At 73.7% G+C, this 20011-nt stretch carries 18 protein-coding genes and 1 pseudogene; 8 read left to right on the top strand and 11 right to left on the bottom strand.

The window, feature by feature from the left end; genetic code table 11:
• Nucleotides 1-5: 5 nt before the first annotated feature.
• Both ACIQI7_RS29995 and ACIQI7_RS29990 read right to left on the bottom strand, forming a co-directional pair.
• On the bottom strand, nucleotides 6-677 hold the full coding sequence (locus ACIQI7_RS29995) for a DUF6629 family protein (protein ID WP_401115973.1): 672 nt from the start codon (nucleotides 675-677) through the stop codon (nucleotides 6-8).
• 6 nt (nucleotides 678-683) lie between these two features.
• Entirely contained in the window at nucleotides 684-1652 is a 969-nt protein-coding gene (locus ACIQI7_RS29990) for a DMT family transporter (protein WP_401115970.1), read from the bottom strand.
• 267 nt (nucleotides 1653-1919) lie between these two features.
• Here ACIQI7_RS29990 and ACIQI7_RS29985 point away from each other — a divergent pair, with 267 nt between their 5' ends.
• On the top strand, nucleotides 1920-2183 hold the full coding sequence (locus ACIQI7_RS29985) for a dsRBD fold-containing protein (RefSeq protein ID WP_401115967.1): 264 nt from the start codon (nucleotides 1920-1922) through the stop codon (nucleotides 2181-2183).
• Between the two features lie 105 nt (nucleotides 2184-2288).
• On the opposite strand, the gene ACIQI7_RS29980 is transcribed toward ACIQI7_RS29985, so the two are convergent.
• The 3 genes and pseudogenes from ACIQI7_RS29980 to ACIQI7_RS29970 form a co-directional block, all read right to left on the bottom strand.
• Complete coding sequence (locus tag ACIQI7_RS29980; protein ID WP_401115964.1) at nucleotides 2289-3062, bottom strand: hypothetical protein; 774 nt, start codon at nucleotides 3060-3062, stop codon at nucleotides 2289-2291.
• A 404-nt stretch (nucleotides 3063-3466) separates the two neighbouring features.
• A pseudogene (locus tag ACIQI7_RS29975) lies at nucleotides 3467-4751 on the bottom strand (IS256 family transposase).
• A gap of 1646 nt (nucleotides 4752-6397) precedes the next feature.
• The gene (locus ACIQI7_RS29970; RefSeq protein ID WP_401115961.1) at nucleotides 6398-7267 is read right to left on the bottom strand and encodes an alpha/beta fold hydrolase; all 870 of its coding nucleotides are present in this window, start codon (nucleotides 7265-7267) and stop codon (nucleotides 6398-6400) included.
• Nucleotides 7268-7420: 153 nt separating this feature from the next.
• Here ACIQI7_RS29970 and ACIQI7_RS29965 point away from each other — a divergent pair, with 153 nt between their 5' ends.
• The gene (locus ACIQI7_RS29965) at nucleotides 7421-7855 is read left to right on the top strand and encodes a MarR family winged helix-turn-helix transcriptional regulator (protein ID WP_401116114.1); all 435 of its coding nucleotides are present in this window, start codon (nucleotides 7421-7423) and stop codon (nucleotides 7853-7855) included.
• 10 nt (nucleotides 7856-7865) lie between these two features.
• Here the strand turns inward: ACIQI7_RS29965 and ACIQI7_RS29960 are convergent, their stop codons facing one another.
• Nucleotides 7866-8792 carry an AEC family transporter gene (locus tag ACIQI7_RS29960; RefSeq protein WP_401115958.1) on the bottom strand — a complete coding sequence of 309 codons (927 nt, stop codon included), beginning with the start codon at nucleotides 8790-8792 and terminating at the stop codon, nucleotides 7866-7868.
• Nucleotides 8793-9032: 240 nt separating this feature from the next.
• On the opposite strand from ACIQI7_RS29960, the gene ACIQI7_RS29955 reads away from it, so the two are divergent.
• The gene (locus ACIQI7_RS29955; protein ID WP_401115955.1) at nucleotides 9033-9491 is read left to right on the top strand and encodes an HD domain-containing protein; all 459 of its coding nucleotides are present in this window, start codon (nucleotides 9033-9035) and stop codon (nucleotides 9489-9491) included.
• Between the two features lie 229 nt (nucleotides 9492-9720).
• Here ACIQI7_RS29955 and ACIQI7_RS29950 read toward each other — a convergent pair whose 3' ends face one another.
• Nucleotides 9721-10095 carry a transglycosylase SLT domain-containing protein gene (locus ACIQI7_RS29950; RefSeq protein ID WP_387760568.1) on the bottom strand — a complete coding sequence of 125 codons (375 nt, stop codon included), beginning with the start codon at nucleotides 10093-10095 and terminating at the stop codon, nucleotides 9721-9723.
• A 669-nt stretch (nucleotides 10096-10764) separates the two neighbouring features.
• On the opposite strand from ACIQI7_RS29950, the gene ACIQI7_RS29945 reads away from it, so the two are divergent.
• A complete protein-coding gene (locus ACIQI7_RS29945) occupies nucleotides 10765-10947 on the top strand; it encodes a hypothetical protein (protein WP_401115951.1) in 183 nt (60 codons plus the stop codon).
• A 288-nt stretch (nucleotides 10948-11235) separates the two neighbouring features.
• On the opposite strand, the gene ACIQI7_RS29940 is transcribed toward ACIQI7_RS29945, so the two are convergent.
• The gene (locus ACIQI7_RS29940) at nucleotides 11236-12780 is read right to left on the bottom strand and encodes a carboxyl transferase domain-containing protein (protein ID WP_401115948.1); all 1545 of its coding nucleotides are present in this window, start codon (nucleotides 12778-12780) and stop codon (nucleotides 11236-11238) included.
• 389 nt (nucleotides 12781-13169) lie between these two features.
• Here ACIQI7_RS29940 and ACIQI7_RS29935 point away from each other — a divergent pair, with 389 nt between their 5' ends.
• Nucleotides 13170-13709 (top strand): universal stress protein, encoded by a 540-nt coding sequence (locus ACIQI7_RS29935; RefSeq protein ID WP_401115945.1) that lies wholly within the window; start codon nucleotides 13170-13172, stop codon nucleotides 13707-13709.
• Between the two features lie 14 nt (nucleotides 13710-13723).
• On the opposite strand, the gene ACIQI7_RS29930 is transcribed toward ACIQI7_RS29935, so the two are convergent.
• Nucleotides 13724-14461 carry an alpha/beta hydrolase family protein gene (locus ACIQI7_RS29930; RefSeq protein ID WP_401115942.1) on the bottom strand — a complete coding sequence of 246 codons (738 nt, stop codon included), beginning with the start codon at nucleotides 14459-14461 and terminating at the stop codon, nucleotides 13724-13726.
• 296 nt (nucleotides 14462-14757) lie between these two features.
• Nucleotides 14758-15564 (bottom strand): IclR family transcriptional regulator, encoded by an 807-nt coding sequence (locus ACIQI7_RS29925; protein WP_401115939.1) that lies wholly within the window; start codon nucleotides 15562-15564, stop codon nucleotides 14758-14760.
• Nucleotides 15565-15892: 328 nt separating this feature from the next.
• Here ACIQI7_RS29925 and ACIQI7_RS29920 point away from each other — a divergent pair, with 328 nt between their 5' ends.
• The 3 genes from ACIQI7_RS29920 to ACIQI7_RS29910 are packed head-to-tail and all read left to right on the top strand — an operon-like array spanning nucleotide 15893 to nucleotide 19164.
• Nucleotides 15893-17203, top strand: a complete 1311-nt coding sequence (locus tag ACIQI7_RS29920) for an extracellular solute-binding protein (RefSeq protein ID WP_401115936.1) — start codon at nucleotides 15893-15895, stop codon at nucleotides 17201-17203.
• 27 nt (nucleotides 17204-17230) lie between these two features.
• Nucleotides 17231-18208, top strand: coding sequence for a carbohydrate ABC transporter permease (locus tag ACIQI7_RS29915; RefSeq protein ID WP_401115933.1), 978 nt, complete (start codon nucleotides 17231-17233; stop codon nucleotides 18206-18208).
• A 20-nt stretch (nucleotides 18209-18228) separates the two neighbouring features.
• The gene (locus ACIQI7_RS29910; protein WP_401115930.1) at nucleotides 18229-19164 is read left to right on the top strand and encodes a carbohydrate ABC transporter permease; all 936 of its coding nucleotides are present in this window, start codon (nucleotides 18229-18231) and stop codon (nucleotides 19162-19164) included.
• Between the two features lie 160 nt (nucleotides 19165-19324).
• Here ACIQI7_RS29910 and ACIQI7_RS29905 read toward each other — a convergent pair whose 3' ends face one another.
• Nucleotides 19325-19936 carry a hypothetical protein gene (locus tag ACIQI7_RS29905; RefSeq protein WP_401115927.1) on the bottom strand — a complete coding sequence of 204 codons (612 nt, stop codon included), beginning with the start codon at nucleotides 19934-19936 and terminating at the stop codon, nucleotides 19325-19327.
• Between the last annotated feature and the right edge of the window lie 75 nt (nucleotides 19937-20011).

The raw sequence follows: 20011 nt of genomic DNA, 5'->3' as shown, positions 1-20011 counted from the left end.
GGCGGTCAGCGGGCCCGACCGGCGGCGGGGGCTGGTGCGCCCACCGGCCGGTGGCCCGCCCAGTGGAGCAGCAGCAGGCTGGCCAGGGCGGCGAGGGCGCACCAGGTGGAGACGAAGGCGAGGCCCCAGAGCAGGGCGCAGGCGACGGCGCCGGCGCCGATGAGGAGACCGAGACGGCGGAGCAGGCGGTCGCCGCTCACCAGGAGGGAGCCGACAGTGACGAGGAGGTAGCCGGCCATCAGGAGCGCCGGGTACGGAATGCCGAGGGCGTAGCGGAGGGTGTGGCCGCGCACGGTGGCCGTCACCGGATGGGAGCCGACGGCCACGGCCAGCGGAACGGCGACCACCGCCCCGAGCACGGTGAGTGCGGCGAGCACCCGTCGGCGCGGCCCGCTGGTCGCGCACCACACGGCGGCCGGGACCAGAACGGGCAGCAGCGGCAGGGCGACCACCGCCCAGGCGGTGCGGGCCGCTCCGGCGAGGCCGTCCGGCAGCCCGCCGTCCGTACCGAGCCAGACCAGCGCCTCGATCAGCTGGTGCGTGCCCAGCACCACGGGGAGCGCGGCGAGCGGCAGGCGCTCGGGCCGGCCGGCCCGACGCGCGCGGACCAGGCACGCCACCCCGACGCCCGCGACCAGCCCACCGGCCACGGCGTCCGCCTGCGCGCTCCAGCACATCGCGGTCTAACCGGTGCTCCCGGGGCGGTCGTCCTCCGCTGACCCGCCCGGTTCCTCCGGCTCGTCCTCGGACTTCTCCTCCGCCCCGTCCTCCGGGGACGCCCCGATGCTCTCAAGGGTGTCGCCGACGGTCCCCGGCATCGCCGGATGGCGTCCGATCACGATCACCCCGGTCACGATCGCCAGCAGCCCGGCGGTCTGCCAGGCCAACGCCCCCGGGGTCACCCGCAACCGGTCGCCGAGGAAGCCCACCGCGCAGGCGATCCCGGACAGCGGCTGGGCGGCGGTCAGTGCCGGCAGGGACATCCGCAGCGGCGCGGCCTCGAAGGCGCTCTGCACCAGCAGCAGTCCGACCACACCCGCCACCACCACCGCGTACGGCTGCCAGCTGCGCAGCACCGCCGCCAGACCGTCGTGGTCGAGCCGCTGGGTGGTGGTCCGGGTCAGCGCGTCCTGGAGGCCGTAGAGCAGTCCGGCGGCGAGCGCCAGCAGGGTCGCCTCCTCGAACAGCGGCAGCCGCCGGGCCAGCGAGACCAGTAGCACGACCAGCCCCATCACGGTGCCGACCACCAGCCAGTGCCGAAGCTCCCCGGCGGGCGGCCCGCCGCCGGTCGGCTGCCCGGCCACGATGAAGGCCGTCACCCCGAGGGCCAGCAGCAGGACCCCGGCCCAGCCGGAGCGGCCCAGGGTCTGCCGGGTCAACACCCGGGCCAGGGCCATGGCGAAGATCAGATTGGTGGCCAGCAGCGGCTCGACCAGCGACACCTCGCCCTGGTTGAGCGCGAGCGCGGAGAGGATCAGCCCGCTGACCATGAACCCGGTGCCGAGCAGCCACTGCGGCATCCGCACCAGGTCCAGCAGCAGCCGCCAGCGCAGCAGATCGGAGCGCGGGGCTTGCTGTGCCGCGTGCTGCTGGAGGACGAAGCCGAGCCCCAGACAGCAGGCCGCACTGAGAGCGAGGAGGAAGACCGCCACGGAGGGACCACCCGGTTGTCGCTGCCCGCGCCGCGCCGACGGGTCCGAGAGGTGGGTCGGGCGTCGCGGCCGCTCCCGTCAGCCTACCGCCGGGCCGGTGCCCGGGCCGATCGCACGACACGCGCGCGGCGTGGTCGGCACCGCGCCGTCCGGCAGCGCTTGCCGCCACCGGCGGGGCAGGCGCACGCTGGTGTGAGCGGCCGCCACGGGTCACCGTCCGTGCCGGTCCGGACCGGCGTGACGGGGGCCTGCGCCAGGAGGTGTGGCATGCACAACCAGTGGGACGTGGAGCTGAGCTTCGAGGAAGACGGTGTGCACACGACGTGTGAGGCCAGGCTCACCGGCGCCAGGGCGCCCGGCCTGAGCGCCCACGGCGAGTCGGTGAAGAGCGCGGAGGACCGCCCGCTCGCCAGGATCGGCGAGGAGGTCGCGGCCTCCCGGGCCCTGGAGGCACTGTCCGCCAAGCTGCGGACCCAGGCCACCGGGGAGATCGACGACGAAGGGCGACGCCCGGACTACCTGATCTACTGAGTCCACCGGTGCCCCGCCGGCCGCAGCGGCTACCAGCTCGTGCGGCTGCCGGACGTACGGGGTTCTGGTGGCCGTCGCGGCGTTTCTCCGTCCGCCAGGGCGGTCCTACCGGCGCCACCAGGGATCGCGCAGCACGTCGTCCGGGTCGACGGCGCAGTTGGTGCCGCTGACCACCTCGCGAGCGGGGACGTCCCAGCCGACGACGCCCGCGGCCTGCCGGTCCAGCTCGACCAGCCGGGCCCGCTGCGGTCCGCCGCCGGTGTCGACGTCGCACACCAGCACGCTCGTCCAGGACCGGCCGTCGAGGGCGGCGACGACCGAGAGCGCCGGAAGCACCACCAGGGAGAGCAGCAGCGCCGCGACCCGGACCGCCTCGACGGCCCGGGCCCCGAAGGCCACGGCCGGCTTCCCGGTGCGGCGGCCGGTGGCGGTCGAACGCGCGCCGGTCCGGTACTCGGCCACCACGCCGAGCCGCAACAGGTAGCCCAGCACCCCGGCCGCCACACCCCACCACAACCCGTTGAACGCCCCGACCACCACCCCCAGCGCCCCCGGCACGATCGCCGCCCGCGCCGCCGTCTCCGCCAGGGCCCGGCCCTGGTGCCGGGCGGCCCCGCCGTGGGCGGCCCGGTAGGCGTAGCCGATGTAGCAGAGCACCGCGGCCAGCACGACCGCCAGCACCGGCTCGGCGAAGAACATCCCGATGACGACGTCCACCCAGTTCGCCGGCCCCATCGCCAGCAACGCGTCCCGAGCCGCGTCCCCGCTCCCGAGCGTCCACGCCAACTTCAGCACCGGAACGGCGAACACCACCGCCGACGCCATCACATGAGCCGCACTCACCTGCGCCGCCCCGTTGCCCCGCATGGTCTCGGTCATCCGGCAACGCTACGCACCGCCCGCCGCCCCCGGAGCCCCCGACACCGCCCCGTGCACCTCGTGGCCTAACCCCCGGCGGCCCACCGCCGGCGCCGTCACATGAGCCGCACTCACCTGCGCCGCCCCGTTGCCCCGCATGGTCTCGGTCATCCGGCAACGCTACGCACGCCCCCGACACCCCGGGCCCCGCCACCGCCCGGTGCACCTGACCGCCACGCCCCGGCGCCTGCGACCCGTCGTGTGCAGATTCCGCTGCCACCGGTGCCAGCTTCATGAGCAGCACTCACCTGCGTAACTCCGCTGGTCCGCGTGGTTCCAGGGCCATCCGGAAGCCCCCGGCGCACCTCGTGGATTAACACGGGCGGGGGTGTGTCCAGTGAACGGTGTGACTCGGTCGGGTTGAGTTACCGGCGGTCGGCGGAGAGTCGGCCGTCGAAGGTGATCTCGAAGGCGTTCAGCGCGGCCTTCCAGCGGGTCATCCAGCGTTTGCGGCCGTCACCGGTCGGGTCGAGGGACATGATCGCCATGTAGACGCACTTCAGGGCCGCCTGCTCGTTCGGGAAATGCCCGCGCGAGCGGACGGCCTTGCGGAGCCGGGCGTTCACCGACTCGATCGCGTTGGTGGTGCAGATGACCCGGCGGACCTCGACGTCGAAGCTCAGGAACGGCACGAACTCGGCCCAGGCGTTCTCCCGGAGTCGCACGATCGCCGGATACTTCCTGCCCCAGGCCTCGCTGAACTCGACGAACCGCTCCAGGGCGGCGTCCTCGGTCGGAGCCGTGTAGACGGGCTTGAGGGCCTTGGAGATCTTGTCCCAGTCCTGGCGGGCCGCGTAGCGGAACAAGGCCCGGATCAGGTGCACGATGCAGGTCTGGGTGACGGCCTGCGGCCAGACCGTGCCGATGGCATCGGGCAGACCCTTGAGGTCGTCGGAGACGACCATGCACACGTCCGTGACACCGCGGTTCTTGATCTCGGTCAGGACATGCAGCCAGTACCTGGCGCCCTCGCCGCCGTCGCCGGCCCACAACCCGAGGATCTCCCGCGTGCCTTCGACCGTGACCGCCGGCGCCACGTAGATCGGCCGGTTGGCGACCTGGCCGTCGCGGAGCTTCACGTGGACGCAGTCGATGAAGACCACCGGATAGACCGGGTCGAGGGGGGTTCTGCCACTCGGCCATGCCCTCGATCACCTGGTCGGTGACGGTGGAGATGGTCTGCTTGGAGACCTCGGCGCCGTAGACCTCGGCCAGATGCGCCGAGATCTCCCCGTGCGTCAGGCCACGGGCGGACAGTGAGAGCACCATCTCGTCCACCCCGGACAGGCGCCGCCGGCGCTTGCGGACCAGCTGCGGCTCGAACGAGCCCTCCCGGTCCCGGGGGACATCGATCTGCACCGGGCCGGCCTCGGTCAGCACGGTCTTCGACCGCGTGCCGTTGCGGGAGTTCCCGCTGCCGGCCCCGGCCGAATCGTGTTTCTCGTAGCCGAGGTGGTCCGTCATCCCGCCCTCGAGCGCGGACTCCAGGATCTTCTTCGTCAGCTGCTGGAGCAGGCCCCCGGCACCGGTGAGCTGCAGCCCGCTCGCACGGGCCCGATCGACCAGCTGCCCGATCAACTGGTCGTCCAAGGCGTCCGGCTGCAACTCCACCGGCCGCACGGCCTCCACGGCCTCGGCCGAGACGGTCACGTCCTTCATCAGGTGCTACTTCCTTGATCGGGAGTTACACCGTTCTTTGTACAGACCCAGGTCGTAAGGGCAGGGCGCGGCGCGGTCGTGGCCCCGCCGCTTCGGGCGGGGTCTTCGCCGGAATGTATTGCCCGCATCCTGCCGCTGGTCGGCTGTGGCTGACGTAGGAAGTCGGCCAGGCCGACTTCCTACGTCAGCCAGTCCGGCGGCGTGAGAAGTCGGGCGGGTCGACCTCTTGTGGGGCGCGGGGTGTTGGTAGTTGTGGGTGTGGCAGGCCGGTCTGTCCTTGTGTGGCGCGGTCGTGTCGGTGCACGTGCGGTGTGGGAAGCCGGGAGAGCTGACTTCTCGCGCGAGGTGCGGAGCGTTGGTTGTTGTGGGGGGGCTTGGGGATGGTCCGGCCGCCGGTGGCCTGCCCATGTGATGGGGCGGGTGGTGGTAGATCGTGGTGTGGGAAGTCGGCCTGGCCGACGTCTTCTGCGGAGGGTGCTGCAGGGCCGGTCTGTCGTCGCGTGGCGCGCGGTGGGCACCCGGGTGATCAGTCCGGCGATCTCGACCAGCTCCGGCTTCCCCATCCCCTGGCTGGTCACGGTGCCCGCGCCGAGCCGGATCCCGGAGGCTTCGGCGACCGGCGCCGGGTCGTACGGCAGCGCGCACTTGCCGAGCAGCAGCCCGGCCGCCGCGCGGCGGTGTGCCGTGGTGCGGGAAGTCGGTCAGCCCGGCTCCTCACACGGGGGGCTCCGGGTGTGGCGAGGCGGTCTGTCGTTGTGCGGTGCGGTCGTGCCGGTGGGGCGTGCGCGTGAGAAGTCGGGCGGGCCGACTTCTCACGCGAGGTGCGGAGTGTTGGTTGTTGGGGGGCGGCTGGGGGTTGTCCGGTCGCCGGGTGGCCTGCCCATGTGATGGGGCGGGTGGTGGTGGATCGTGGTGTGGGAAGTCGGCCTGGCCGACGTCTTCTGCGGAGGGTGCTGCGGGGCCGGTCTGTCGTCGCGTGGCGCGCGGTGGGCACCCGGGTGATCAGTCCGGCGATCTTGGCCAGCTCCGGCTTCCCCATCCGCTGGCTGGTCACGGGTGCCCGTGCCGAGCCGGATCCCGGAGGCTTCGGCGACCGGCGCCGGGTCGTACGGCAGCGCGCACTTGCCGAGCAGCAGCCCGGCCGCCGCGCGGCGGTGTGCCGTGGTGTGGGAAGTCGGTCAGCCCGGCTCCTCACACGGGGGGCTCCGGGTGTGGCGAGGTGGTCTGTCGTTGTGCGGTGCGGTCGTGTCGGTGGGGCGTGCGCGTGAGAAGTCGGGCGGGCCGACTTCTCACGCGAGGTGCGGAGTGTTGGTTGTTGGGGGGCGGCTGGGGGTTGTCCGGTCGCCGGGTGGCCTGCCCGTGTGATGGCGGGTGGTGGTGGGCCGTGGTGTGGGAAGTCGGCCTGGCCGACTTCCCATGCGGGGTGCTGCGGGTGTGGCGGGGTCGTGTTGGTGGGGCGTGTGGTGTGGGAAGGCGGGTGAGTCGACTTCTCACGCGAGGTGTTGGTTGTTGTGGGCGTGCGGGGTCTGGCCACCGGGTGGCGTGGCCACGTGATGGCGGGGGGAGTTGGTTGTGGCGTGGGAAGTCGGCCTGGCCGACTTCTCGTGCGGGGCTGGGGTCAGGTGTGGGGGGTGGGGTCAGGTGTGGGGGGTGGGGTTGAGGAAGGTGGTGAGGCGGGGGTTGAGGTCGGGGGCGGCGGCCATGGGGAGGTTGTGGTGGGAGGCGCCGGGGAGGATGGCGACTTCTGCTGCGGGGAGGGTACGGCGGGCGGTTCGGGCGATGTGGTGGGGGTCGTGGGTGCGGCTGTGCTCGGCGAGGAGGGTGAGGACGGGGGTGGTGAGGGTGCGGAGGCGTTCGGGGGTGGGGCGGGGGCCGGTGACGACGCGGGAGGCGGGGAAGTCGGCGTAGCCGAGGGCGTAGAGCTCGCGCCAGGCGGGGTCGAGGCGGGGGGTGCCGCCGGTCTCCCAGTCGAGGTAGGAGCGGGCGCGGGCCGGCGTGCGGCGGGGGAGGAAGAGCGGGACGGCGCGCAGCAGGTAGCCGGGGCGGAAGCCGGCGAAGCACTGGGTGGGGTCGAGCAGGGCGAGCCGGCCGACCCGGTCGGGCGCGTGCAGGGCGTACTCCAGGGCGATCCAGCCGCCGTACGAGTGGCCGCAGAAGTCGGCCCGGGGAACGCCGAGTCCGTCGAGGACGGCGTCCAGCCAGCCGAGCAGCCCGGGGACGCCGTCGAGGGCGGCGCCGTCGTGGACGCTGCGGCCCGGGTCGCCGATGAGGTCGACGGCGAGGACGCGGTGTCCGGCCTCGGCCCAGGCGCCGGCGTTCGCGAACCACACGGTGGAGGTGGCGCCGCCGCCGTGGAGCAGGACGAGCGGGCGGCCGTCGGCGGGACCGCAGGCGTTGATCCGGGTGGTGCCGTGGGCGGTGCGCACGGTGAGCGCCTCGACCGGGACGGGCCAGCGGGCGAGCAGGGCGTCGTAGGCGGCGAGGAAGGGGGCGGTGCGGGCGGACATCCGGGCCTCCGCGGGTGTGGTGTGATGGCGGCCGAGTCGGCCGGGCCACTCGTTGGACAAGTATCACGTTGAACAAGTATCTCGCTGAGCGAGAGAATAATGGCACATGCCTACCCGAGGAAGGACGAGAGGGTGTCCGAGGTTGTGGAGCCGATGCGGCTGGTCCACCTGCTGCGCGGTCTGACGGTGGAACTCGATCTGTTCGGCGCCGAGTTCGCGGCCGCCCACGGTCTGCATCCGACCGATCTGCGGGCGCTGATCCACCTGCTGGACGCGGCCCGGGCGGGGGAGGTGGTCACGCCGGGCCGGCTCGGTGAGGCGCTGGGCCTGAACTCGGCGGGCACCACCGGTCTGGTGGACCGGCTGGAGCGGCTCGGGCTGATCCGGCGCGAGCGGGACCCGGAGGACCGGCGCCGGGTGCGGCTGCTGGTGGAGGAGCGGGCGATGGAGCTGGGGGAGGGCTTCTTCGGCGGGCTGATCGGCGACCTGGTCGCGGCCATGCGGCAGTTCGAGCCGGGGGAGCTGGACACCGCCCGGCGCTTCCTGGCGGCCATGACCGGGGTGGTGGCGGCCGCCAGGAAGAAGTGACCGGCCGGAACTACGCGGACCCGAGGGTCCAGCTGATCACCGAGAGCGTCGCCATCGACGTCAGCGTCGACCAGAGCACCGCGTCCCGGGCGAGGGCGGTGCCCTGCCGGTACTCGCGGGCGTAGGTGTACACGTTCTGCGCGGTGGGCAACGCGGAGAACAGCACCACCGTGAGCAGTTGGTGGGCGGGCAGGTGGAGCACGGGGCCGGCCACCACGAGCGCGACCAGGGGCTGCGCCAGGGTCTTGAGCGCGACTGTCAGCCCGACCTCGGGGCGGCGCGGTCGCCCGTCCGCCGGCGGGCGGTTGTGCAGCGAGATGCCGAGGGCGATCAGGGCGGTCGGGACGCCGGCGCCGCCGAGCAGTTCGCAGGAACGATTCAGCTCGGTGGGCAGGTGCACCCCGGTCGCCGAGGCGACCGCGCCCAGCGCGGTGGCCAGCAGGATCGGGTTGCGGACGGGCAGGGTGAGCAGCGCCCGGCGGCCGGCCGCGCCGCCGTCCAGGACGGCCAGGACGGCGGGGGTGACCAGCAGGATCTGGAACAGCACCACGGGTGCCACGAAGGAGGCGTCGCCGAGGACCTGCACGGCCACCGGGATGCCGAGGTTCGCCGAGTTGACGTAGCCGGAGGCCATCGCGCCGATGGCCAGTTCGCCGGGCTTGCGGTGGAACAGCAGCCGCCCGGCGAGCAGCCCGAGGCCGGTCGCGACCACGGTGCCGGCCGCGAAGGCGAGCATCGAGGCGTTGGCGAAGCGGTCCAGCGGGGTGCGGGCGATCATCAGGAACAGCGCGGCCGGCATCGCCACGTGGAAGACGAACCGGTTGAGCACCGTCTCGGCCTGCGGTCCGAGCAGCCCGGTGCGGCCGACGACGTAGCCGACGCCGGTGAGCGCCCAGATCGGCGCGAAGGCGGACAGCAGGGGGTGCAGGGCTGGCATGGTTCCTCGGATCGCTCGGACGGATCTGCCGGTTCGACGGGGGTCTCCCGTCGGGGGCGTCGACTCCCGAGCGTGGTGACCCCCCGAAGCCCATGAACCCCCGGGGCAGTAAACCAGTGGCCGTCGGCGGGGTGATCAACGGGCCCGGCGCGGGCCCGCCGCCCGGCAGGATCGTCCAGGCCGGTCGTCCGTACGGCGGGAGGGCCGCCCGTGCCGACCGCCCGGGCCTACGATGAGCCGATGGAGGACCACTACCTGAGCCTGTCCGAGGTGGAGACGATCGCGCGCCGGGCCCACCGGGGGCAGGTGGACAAGAACGGTCACCCTTACGGCGAGCACGTCGCGGCGGTCGCCCGGGGGACGGCGGCGCGCGGCGGCAGTGCGGCGCAGATCGCGGCGGGCTGGCTGCACGACACCGTCGAGGACCACCGGCTGAGCCGCGAGTGGCTGGCCGGGGCCGCGCTGCCGGCGGAGACCAAGGCGATCGTGGAGGCGCTCACCCGGCGCCCGGACGAACCGGTCGAGGAGTACGCCGCGCGCATCCTGGCCACGCCGGGCGCGCTGCTGGTCAAGCGCGCGGACCTGGCGCACAACTCCGATCCGGCCCGTCTGGCCACCCTGGACCCGGCGACCGCCGAGCGGCTGGTCGCCAAGTACGCGCGGATGCGCGAGCTGCTGGGGCTCACCGGCGAGCTGTAGTTCGCGACGGGGAGTCCGCGACGGGGAGTCCGCGACCGGAGTCCACGAGCAGCCGTCGACGACCAGGAGTCCACGAGCCGGGCCGCCGGAGAACCCCGAGAGGGCCCGGACCACGCGGATCGCGCGGGTCCGGGCCCTCTCGGGCACCCCGGTGGTCCCTGTCCGACCCCCGGGGTGTGGGGGGAGTGGTCAGGTGACGGGAGGAGGCAGGTGGGCCGACGGGGTCGGCTTAGTACCAGTGGTTGGCCTGCCAGAAGGCCCAGGCGGCGTTCGGGCTGCCGTAGCGGGTGTTCATGTAGTCCAGCGCCCACTTGATCTGGGTGGCGGCGTTGGTCTTCCAGTCCGCACCCGCCGAGGCCATCTTGGAGCCCGGCAGTGCCTGGGCCAGGCCGTACGCGCCCGAGCTCGGGTTGGTCGCGGTCACGTTCCAGCTGGACTCGTGGGCGATGATCTGGCTGAAGGACGACAGCTGGTTGGCCGGGACGATCTGGGCGGCGACGGCCTGCGGGGAGGCGGTGGCGGCGTTCGCGGTGGCGGGCAGGACACCCGCGCCCAGGGCGGTCAGACCGGCGGTGCCGGCGAGAATCGCGGCGGAAGTGCGCATACGGAGCTTGAAAGCGGGCATGAAGAACAAGACCTCAATCAGGTTGGGCCGGGTCACACCCCGCCCTGGACCACGGCCGGACAGGGGCCGGAACGGTCGCGGGGCGTGACTCGGCAGCAAGCCGTTCACCGGCGGGACAGGAGCCGGTGCGGCTGACGACGGAAGCCATTGTTGGCAGACCGGATCGGCCGTCGCCAAGACCCCCTCGTTACGACCCGCGGTCGTACGCGGCGGGACGCCGTGGATTCGAAGGGCCGGCCGCGCGGAGCGCGCCGACCGGTGCTGAGCTGCGCGAACGCGAGGAGTGCGGGGGCGGGTCGGGCGCTCGGCGGGTGTCTACTACGGTCCGTCGTCGGGCTTGATCACGTGTGAGCGCACTCACCGCCCCGGGGTAGGCGGCCGTCACTCGGCGGCCCGGGGGCGGCACTTTGGGTGCAGGGGATCAAGCCCGCGCTGAGACCGGCGCCACACCGCCGGGGCGGTCGGTCGTGGGCCGAGAGGGCTGGGCGCGTACCCCTACCCCCGTGGGGTATTCGGCCAATGTGGCTGCCGTGGTGGCCGATACCCGTGTGAACGGGGTGACGGCCATTGTCCGAGGGCGATCGGGACTGCCAGCATCGTGGTCGACCGCGTCCCGCCCGGGACGCGGCAGAGCGAAGGGGATCCTTCATGCGACTTCGCGCTCTGACCGTCGCGGCCGGCCTCGCGGCCGCCGCCGTTCTCGCCCTCACCGGCGCCACCGCCGCGTCGGCCGTGGACTGGCCGGGCCCCGTCGCCGGCGCGAACAGCCAGGCCGTGGACTGGCCGGGCCCCGTCGCCGGCGCGAACGTCACGGCCAACGGGTGGCCGTAACCCGGCCCGGGCACCGGCTCGGAGCCCCGGCCGTCGGCTGACCGCACGCTGCCGTCGGCTGACCGCACGCTGCGGCAGCCGTCCCCGGGTGGCACCGACCGGGCCCGCCCCCGAGTGGCCGTGAATACGAGAGGAGGCGCCCGTCCGAACACGTCCGGACGGGCGCCTCGCCGTTCTGCCCGGGAGGAACCGGGCTCCTTCTTCGGATCCGGATCGGCGGGCGGACCGTGCTGGTGGGCCCGGCGGTCGAAGGCGGATGGGCGACGATCCGATGACCGGGGAAGCGGGCTAGCGCAGGTCGCCCAGCCGCCGGTGCCGGAGGGCCCGGTCGGCGAGCCGGTCGGCTTCGGTGGCCGCCGCCAGGGTGTCGAGCGCCGCGCCGACGGCCTGCCCGAGCCGGGTGCAGAACGCCTCCGGCTCCTCTGCGGCGTCCGGCAGCTCCGGGACCACCTCGTCGACCAGCCCGACGTCCGCCAGGTGGTGCGCCCCGATCCCCTGGGAGCGGGCCAGCTCGGCGGCGTGGGCGCCGTCCCGGTGGACGATCGCCGAGGCGCCCTCCGGCGGCAGCGGCGCCAGCCAGGCGTGCTTGGCGGCGATCACCCGGTCAGCCGGGAGCAGCGCGAGCGCCCCGCCGCCCGAACCCTGGCCGAGCAGCACGGCCAGGACGGGCGTGCGCAGGGCGAGCAGGGTGGTCAGACAGTGCGCGATCTCCACCGCGATGCCGTCCAGCTCGGCCTGGGCGGACAGCTCGGCCCCGGCCGTGTCCACCACGGTGACCAGCGGCAGTCCGAGCTGTTCGGCCCACCGCGCGGTGCGCCGTACGGCCCGCAGGTCGGCGGCGGTGAAGGGGCGCTCGTGGTCGGGGGTCTGCCGCTGCTGGCCGACGACCAGGACGGGCCGGCCGCCGAGCAGGGCCAGCGCCCGGACCAGTGCGCCGGCGCGCCCGCCGGGGGCGTCCAGCAGCACCAGTTCCTCGGCGGTGTGCCGCAGTAGCTCGCGGGTGCCGGGCCGGTCGGGGCGCCGGGTGCGGCGGACGGAGTCCCAGGCGTCGCGGCGCTCCGGGTCGGCCGGAGCGGTCCCGGGTGCGGGGGACGTGGAAGAGGCCGGAGGAGCGGAAGGGGATAGAGCAGTGGAAGGGGACGGTGGTGCGGCGGTGAGGACGGCGAGCGTGCGGCGGAGCAGCTCGCGCAGCTCCTGCGGCGGGACGACGGCGTCCACCAGCCCCTGCCCGGCGAGCGTCTCGGCCCGCTGGACGTCCGGCGGCAGCTCCACGCCGCGCAGCTCCTCGTACACGCGCGGGCCGAGGAAACCGAGCCGGGCGCCGGGCTCGGCCAGGACCAGCTGGCCGAGCGTGCCCCAGGAGGCGAAGACCCCGCCCATGGTGGGGTTGCGCAGGTAGGTGAGGTAGGGGAGGCCGGCGGCGCGGTGCGCCTGGACGGCGGCGGTGATCCGCAGCATGCAGAGGAAGGCCGCCGAGCCCTCCTGCATCCGCGTCCCGCCGGAGACCGGCAGGGCGAGCAGCGGCAGCCGCTCGGCGGTGGCGCGCTCGACGGCGCGGGTGATCCGCTCGGCGGTGGCGACGCCGATCGAGCCGCCGAGGAAGCCGAACTCGGAGACGACCAGGGCGACCGGGCGGCCGTCGATCAGGCCGGCGCCGGTGAGGACGGCCTCGTCCAGGCCGGTGCGCTCGCGGGCGCGGTCGAGCGAGGCGCGGTAGTCGGGGTCGGTCCGGTCGACGGCCGGCGGCTCGTCCCAGCTGCGGAAGCCGCCCGGGTCGACCAGCAGGCCGATCAACTGGTGGGCCGTCAGTGCCGTGCCCGAGCCCCTACCCATGCCCACCCCGTCAGAGATCGTTCCGGTCCGCCGTGATCCGTCGCGCGACGCGGCGCTCTGTTCGGCACTCTATGCGGCGGGGTTCGGGCGGGACAGCTCCGGCGTGAGTTCGATGACGGTCGATCCCCGCGCCGGACGGGCGGTTCGCGAGCGTCGCCCACGCGTCGCCCACCCGGCGCCACGTGCCGCCCGCAAGGCGTCAGGGACGCGTACGGAAGGACGGGCCCCGCGTCAGAGCGGCGTCAACGGGGCGGGACCGCAGGGGCGCGGACCGCTTTGCTGGGGTGCATCGGCGGAACGCGGTCCGGTGCGCGGGCACAAGTGCCTTCGGGCGTACGGGCCTTCGGGCCCACGGGCGCGTGGGCGGGCGGAGAGACAGGGGCGGGGCCATGACGGACAGTGGTGCGGGACAGGGCCGGATCGTGGTCGGCGTCAGCGGCTCGCTGGGCAGCCTCACCGCGCTGCACCGGGCGGTGGCCGAAGCCCGCCGGACGGACGTCGAGGTGCTCGCGGTGCTCTGCTGGACCCCGCCCGGAGACGAGCTCGGCTACCGCCGCACCCCCTGCCCGCCGGTGGTCAACGCCGGTCGCGACGCCGCCGTGGCCCGGCTGCGGCGGGCCCTCGACGAGGCCTTCGCCGGACGCCACGCGGGCGTCCGGCTGCGCTGCCAGGCCGTCCGCGGCGACACCGGCCACGCCCTGGTGCGGTGCGCCGACCGGCCCGGGGACCTGCTCGTCCTCGGCGCCGGACGGGAACGCGGCCGCCTCGCCCGACTGGTGCACCCGTCCGTCACCGCCTACTGCGTCCGGCACGCCACCTGCCCGGTCCTGGCCGTCCCGCGCCCCCCGCTGCAGCACGACCTGGAGGCGCTGGAGCACGGCCACGGGCTGTGGGAGCCGGCGGGCGGTCGCTGGAACTGCAGCCGCTGAAACCGCAACGGCGCTCAGGACGGCAGCCCGGCCGCCTCGGCGAGGACGGCGGCGGTCCGTCGGCCGGCGGCCAGGGTGGCGGGGTCCGTGGCCGGGAGGCAGCGGCGGGCCTCGGGGCGGTAGACGGTCATCACCACACCGGCGTGGTCGGTGGGGAGTTCGACGGTGCGTACCGCCGACATCCGCTTCGTCAGAACAGCGCTCAACTGCCGGGTGTGCTCGACGGCCACGACGTCGTCCGCCGTGCCGTGGACCAGCCGGAGCGGGACGGGGGAGGGGGCCTGCACCAGGTGGTCGAGCGGGGCCTCGCCGGTGGTGACGGCCCTGGTCGAGTAGGGGGACGCGATGCCGACGGCGGCGGTGGGGCGCAGCTCGGCGGGGGTGTCCGGGTGGGTGGCCACGGCGATCGCCTCGCGGCCGCCCATCGACCAGCCGGCCAGGACGAAGCGGTCCGGGTCCCCGCCGTGCTCGGCGGCGATCCCGCGGGCGCGGGCCAGCGAGGTGAGCAGTTCGGCCCCGCCGCCGTCCGGCTGCCCGGCGCTCCAGTCCGGGACGAGCACCAGCAGTCCCAGCCCGGCGGCCGCCTGGGCCAGCGGCCGCAGTACGTCGCGCTCGTTCGGGCCGCTGCCGTGCCAGAGCAGCACGACGGGGGCCGGCCCGGCGGCGCCGGCGGCCGGACGGTGGACGTCCATCAGCCGCCCGTCCGCGTACGGGACGACGGCCGGACCGCCCTCCGGCCGAGCGTTCGTCATGCGGGCTTCCCCTCCGGTTCGGCGAATGATCACGGAGCTGGTACTGTACTTCTCGTCGCGAGGGAGTGATTCCTCGTCAGGCGTCAGTGGTGCTACCAGAGCACGTCCTACTTTCAGTAGGAAGAGTCCGTGCGACCCGGGCCTGGCGCTCCGAGATCGGACAGGGTCCGGTGCCGTGGAAACGGCGCCGGGCCCTGTCCGCGTTTCCGGGAGCGGGACGACGGCCCCGGAACCCGGGAGACCGCCTGGCGCTCAGGGCGCCGGGCGGTCGGGAGGCCCGGAGGAACACCGGGCGCTCAGGGCACCGGGCGGTCGGAGCCCAGCTCCCGGGAGATCCGCAGGCCGACCTGCGCGACCACCGGGCCGAGGGCGCGGACCCGGGCGGCGGTCATCCGCGAGGTGAGGCCGGAGACGGACAGCGCGGCGGTGACCTCGCCGGTGTGGTCGAAGATCGGGGCGGCGACGCAGCGGACCTCGGGCTCGTTCTCGCGGTCGTCGATCGAGTACCCGCGGGCGCGGATCCGGGCGAGGTCGGCGCGGAGCCGGGGCTCGTCGGCGATGGTCCAGGCGGTCACCGGGCGCAGGCCCGCCGCGACCACCTCGGCGACGGCCTCCTCCGGCAGCCAGGCGAGGATCGCCTTTCCGGTGGCGGTGCAGTAGGCCGGGGCGCGGCTGCCGACCCGGGAGGCCATCCGGACGTTGGTCTCGTCCTCGACCTTGTCCAGGTAGACGATCCCCGGCGCCTGCCAGACGGTCAGGTGGACGGTCTCGCCCGCCTCGCGCTGGAGCCGGCGCAGGTGTTCGGCGGCGACGCTGCGCAGGTCGAGGGTGGTCAGGTAGGCCTGGCCGAGCCGCAGCGAGCCGTGGCCGAGCCGGAACCAGCCGGTCTCGCGGTCCCGGTCGAGCAGGTGCTCGTCCAGCAGGGGGCCGGCCAGCCGCAGCACCGTGCTCTTGTTGAGGCCGAGCCCGTCGGCGAGTTGGGCGAGCGGGACGCCGCGCCCGTCGCCGTGGTCGCGGACGTAGCCGAGGACGGCGAGCGCGCGGCGCAGCGAGGAGGACTGGTTGCGTTCGGTCGCGGGCTTCCTGGGCGCCGTCTCCGTCATGGGTCCGTTCCCCTGGTGATCGTTCTGCCGGTGTTCCCCCGCTGGTCGGCGGCGGTTGTCAGAACGTACCCGTTCGCGGCCGGACAGCCGCATCTTCGACACAACGTTGTGCAGTGCAAAACTTTGGCCGACTCCCTCTTGTTGGCGCCGATCGCGCCCGCCTAACGTCCCTGCCATCGAGCAGGCGACGTCGCCCCACCCGAGCGCTGCGCCCTGCCGTACCCCCACCACTTCACCCACCATCGGCCCCGGTCAGGGCCTGCTTCGACGTGCCCGTCCCCGGCGGCGGACGTCTCGGCGGCAGCTGTCGGGAGGGGAGGTCTCCACCATGCGACTCATCGGACGGTCCGCCGCGGCCGTCGTGCTCGCCGCCGGCTGCCTGGCCGCCACCGCCTGTGCCCCCGGCACCGCCTCGCCGGCGGGCGACAAGGCCGCCGACGACCGGACCGGCACCCTGCAGGTCTGGCTGTACAACGAGGCGGGCAACGCGGCCAAGGAGGCCGTGATCGCCAAGGCGGTGACCGAGTTCCAGTCCTCCCACCAGGGCGTCACCGTCAACGTCAGCTACATCGACACCGACGCCTCGGCCCGCGCGGCGAAGATGAAGGGCGCGTTCAACGACCCCAACAGCGCCCCCGACCTGGTCGAGTTCGGCAACACCGACCTGCCCGGCTACGTCGCCGCCGGCGGCCTCGCCGACATCACCGCCGAGCTGGACAAGTGGCAGGACAAGGGCGACCTCGACCCGGCGATCGCCAGGACCGCCGTCGTCGACGGCAAGACCTACGGCCTGCCCTGGTGGGTCGGCGTGCGCGCGCTGTACTACCGCACCGACCTGTTCACCGAGGCCGGCCTCACCCCGCCGACCTCGTACGCCGAACTGGTCGCCGCCAACCAGAGGATCCACGCCGCCCACCCGGACACCTTCGGCATCGCCGTCGGCGGCAAGTACACCTTCGCCGCACTGCCCTTCGTCTGGGACGCGGGCGGCGACATCGCCACCAAGGACGGCTCCTCGTTCAAGGCCGCGATCGACTCGCCCGCCTCGCAGGCCGGGATCAAGCGCTACACCGACCTGTTCGGCGCCGACGGCTGCCCCGCCCAGCAGTGCGCGGACCTGACCGGCGGCAAGACCGTCGACCTGTTCGCGGCCGGCAAGTCGGCCATGGCGGTGCTGCTGAACTCCAACCGCGGCAAGGTGGAGGCGGGCGCGGTCAAGGGGAAGTACGGCGTCGTGCCGCTGCCCGGCGAGAAGCCCGGCTCGATCGCCCCGGCCTTCGCCGGCGGCAACAACCTGGGCGTGATGAAGGCGGCCAAGCACCGCACGCTGGCCGTCGAGTTCGCCGAGCTGCTGGCGGGCCCCACGTACCAGGAGCAGATGTACGACGCGATGGGCAACCTGCCGACGCTCAAGTCCGTCAGCGGCAAGGTCGCGGCGAAGGACGCGTTCCTGAAGCCCTTCACCGACACCATCGCGGCCGGCACCAGGTTCGTCCCGCTCGACCAGGCGTGGGCGCAGATCGACGCCCAGGCGGTGATCCCGACGATGCTCCAGCAGGTCGTCACCGGCAAGGCGGACGTGGCCAAGGCCTCGGCCGACGCCGCCGCGCAGGTCTCCTCGGCCTTCGCCGCGCGCTGACGCCCGACAGAGAGACAGGTCCCGCACGTGTCCGTATCCACCCCGACCGCCCCGGCGCCGCCTTCCCCGCAGAGGCGCCGAGGGGGCAGGGCGCCGGCCGCACCCCCGGGCGGTCGGCGCCGGCGCCCCCCACTGCTGCTGCTCCTGCCGGCCGCGGTCGTCCTGATCCCGCTGGTCGCCTATCCGATCTACCAGCTCGGCCTGCTGTCCGTCCTGGACTTCGGGCAGGCCCAGGCCTCCGGCGGCGTCCCGACCTCCTTCGTCGGCTTCGGCAACTACACGAGGATCCTCGAGGACGAGCAGTTCTGGACGGTGCTGTTCCAGACCATCGGCTTCGCCGCGTTCTGCGTGGTCGCCACCCTGGCCGTCGGCGCCGCCCTCGCGGTGCTGCTCACCAAGGTCGGCCGGTGGCCGCGGCTGGTGCTGACCACCGCGGCGATGGCCGCCTGGGCGGCGCCGGCGATGACCGGTTCGACGGTGTGGAGCTTCCTGTTCGACACCAACCTCGGCCTGGTCAACCACACCCTGGAGGGGCTCGGGCTCTCCGGCTTCCACGAGTTCAACTGGTTCTACGACAAGTGGACGGCGTTCCTGATCGTCGGCGCCGTGGTGGTGTGGCACTCCTACCCGTTCGTGATGGTCACCCTCTACGCGGGCATCCGGGCCATCCCGGAGGAGATCATGGAGGCGGCCGCCCTGGACGGCGCCAACACCTGGACCACGTTCCGCCGGATCACCGCGCCGATGCTGCGGCCGATCCTGACCATCGTGGTGATCCAGTCGGTGATCTGGGACTTCAAGGTCTTCACCCAGATCTACGTGATGACCGAGGGCGGCGGGATCGCCGGCCAGAACCTGGTGCTCAACGTGTACGCGTACCAGAAGGCGTTCGCCTCCTCGCAGTACGGGCTGGGCGCGGCGATCGGCGTGATCATGCTGCTGATCCTGGTGATCCCGACGGTCCTGTACATCCGCACCCTGCGACGGACGGGGAACGAACTGTGAGCCCGGTGAACTCCCTTGCCGTGGAACCGACTCGGGATTCCGACGGCCCCCGGGCCGGTGGTGGCCGAACCGGGCGCGGCCGGACCGGCGGCCGGGGCAACCGCGGCCGGAACACCCGCGGCCGGTGGCGGCTGGCCGCCAACACCGGTGCGGTCCTGCTGGGCGTGGTCACCGCCTTCCCGATCTTCTGGATGGTGCTCTCGGCCTTCAAGCCCAAGGGCGAGATCCAGTCGCTCGACCCCAGGCCGTGGACCGCCCACCCCACGCTGGAGAGCTTCCGCCAGGTGCTCAGTGTGGACGGCTTCAGCCGCTACTTCGTGAACAGCCTGGTGGTCGCGCTGTCGGTGGTGGTGCTGTCGGCGGTCGTGGTCTTCCTGGCGGCGGTGGCCGTCACCAGGTTCCGCTTCCGGTTCCGGACCACCATCATGGTGATGTTCCTGATCGCCCAGATGATCCCGGTCGAGGCGCTGACCATCCCGCTGTTCTTCATGTTCCGCGACGCCGGCCGGTTCGCGCCGGGCATCGGGCTGAACACCCTGGCCTCGCTGGTCCTGGTGCAGCTGGCGTTCTCGCTGCCGTTCGGGATCTGGATGATGCGCGGCTTCGTCGCGGCCGTCCCGGTGTCGATCGAGGAGGCCGCGCAGATCGACGGGGCCGGCCGGACCCGCATCCTGTGGCGGATCCTGCTGCCGCTGGTGGCGCCGGGCCTGGCCGCGACCAGCGTGTTCTCCTTCATCGCGGCGTGGAACGACTTCGTCTTCGCCAAGACCTTCATCATCAGCGCCACCCAGAACCAGACGCTGCCCTCGGCGCTGCTGGTCTTCTTCAAGCCGGACGAGAACGACTGGGGCGGCATCATGGCGGCGTCCACGCTGATGACCGTGCCGGTGCTGATCTTCTTCATCGCGGTGCAGCGCAAGCTGGTCTCCGGACTGGCGGGCGCGGTGAAGGACTGACCTCCGCGGTGAAGGACCGACCTCCGCCGCCCACCGGGCCACTCGGGAGTCCCGCCGCCGGGCCGGGACTCCCGGGGCCGGGCGGGGACCGGGCGGGGGCCGGACGGCCCAGGTCCAGGTCCAGGTCCAGGCCCAGGCTCAGGCTCAGGCCCAGGCCGGCTCAGGAGACGAAGCCGACGACGTCGCAGCCCTGCCGGCTACGTGCGAGCCGGAGCCAGCCGACGACCTCGGCGACGGCCTCGGCCACCTCGCGCTCCGGCGCCGGGGAACGGCCCTCGCGCTCGGCCCGTTCGAACTGCTCCAGGGCCCGCCGGCAGTCCTCGGCCGACCAGGTGGCGCAGGACGGCACGTCGCAGTGGGGCAGTTCGGCGGGGAGGCCGCCGCCGTACTGGAAGTCCGCGACCGAGACCGCGGTGATCCCGTACGCCTTCAGGCCGTCGTCGACGACCTCCAGCCAGGTGCCCCGGAACGGGCCGAAGGAGTCGACCTCCAGCGGTTGCCCGACCAGCCAGCACAGCCGCCGGTAGGCGTAGCCGTACTGGAAGGCGTGGCGCTCGTCCCCGGAGAAGGGGCCGCCGTGCACCACGGCGCGCAGCGCCGCCAGGGCGGTCGGAGCGCCCTGCGCGATCTCGTCGGCGAAGTGCTCGTCGGACCGGTCCAGGGACGGGCCGAAGTACGCGAGGGCCTCGTCGACCGCCCCGTCGTTGCCGCTGCCGACGCGGCGCCGGAGCTCCGCGGGATCGACCAGGTACGCGCGCAGGAAGGAACTCATGCCAGCACGGTAGCGGTCGCAACGGACAGCCGGATGGGCGGGGCCGATCGCCCCGTACGGTGCCGGTGCGGGTCG

It is taken from the genome of Kitasatospora sp. NPDC092039 (assembly GCF_044756065.1).
Lineage (GTDB): Bacteria > Actinomycetota > Actinomycetes > Streptomycetales > Streptomycetaceae > Kitasatospora.
This window is presented reverse-complemented; position numbering and strand designations above follow the sequence as displayed.

Coding starts and splice junctions, on each gene's coding strand:
- ACIQI7_RS29930 (WP_401115942.1), bottom strand. CDS start 14,461: ATGACGAACGCTCGGCCGGAGGGCGGTCCGGCCGTCGTCCCGTACGCG.
- ACIQI7_RS29985 (WP_401115967.1), top strand. CDS start 1,920: ATGCACAACCAGTGGGACGTGGAGCTGAGCTTCGAGGAAGACGGTGTG.
- ACIQI7_RS29995 (WP_401115973.1), bottom strand. CDS start 677: ATGTGCTGGAGCGCGCAGGCGGACGCCGTGGCCGGTGGGCTGGTCGCG.
- ACIQI7_RS29925 (WP_401115939.1), bottom strand. CDS start 15,564: ATGACGGAGACGGCGCCCAGGAAGCCCGCGACCGAACGCAACCAGTCC.
- ACIQI7_RS29920 (WP_401115936.1), top strand. CDS start 15,893: ATGCGACTCATCGGACGGTCCGCCGCGGCCGTCGTGCTCGCCGCCGGC.
- ACIQI7_RS29960 (WP_401115958.1), bottom strand. CDS start 8,792: ATGCCAGCCCTGCACCCCCTGCTGTCCGCCTTCGCGCCGATCTGGGCG.
- ACIQI7_RS29940 (WP_401115948.1), bottom strand. CDS start 12,780: ATGGGTAGGGGCTCGGGCACGGCACTGACGGCCCACCAGTTGATCGGC.
- ACIQI7_RS29965 (WP_401116114.1), top strand. CDS start 7,421: ATGCGGCTGGTCCACCTGCTGCGCGGTCTGACGGTGGAACTCGATCTG.
- ACIQI7_RS29905 (WP_401115927.1), bottom strand. CDS start 19,936: ATGAGTTCCTTCCTGCGCGCGTACCTGGTCGATCCCGCGGAGCTCCGG.
- ACIQI7_RS29970 (WP_401115961.1), bottom strand. CDS start 7,267: ATGTCCGCCCGCACCGCCCCCTTCCTCGCCGCCTACGACGCCCTGCTC.
- ACIQI7_RS29945 (WP_401115951.1), top strand. CDS start 10,765: ATGCGACTTCGCGCTCTGACCGTCGCGGCCGGCCTCGCGGCCGCCGCC.
- ACIQI7_RS29980 (WP_401115964.1), bottom strand. CDS start 3,062: ATGACCGAGACCATGCGGGGCAACGGGGCGGCGCAGGTGAGTGCGGCT.
- ACIQI7_RS29955 (WP_401115955.1), top strand. CDS start 9,033: ATGGAGGACCACTACCTGAGCCTGTCCGAGGTGGAGACGATCGCGCGC.
- ACIQI7_RS29950 (WP_387760568.1), bottom strand. CDS start 10,095: ATGCGCACTTCCGCCGCGATTCTCGCCGGCACCGCCGGTCTGACCGCC.
- ACIQI7_RS29935 (WP_401115945.1), top strand. CDS start 13,170: ATGACGGACAGTGGTGCGGGACAGGGCCGGATCGTGGTCGGCGTCAGC.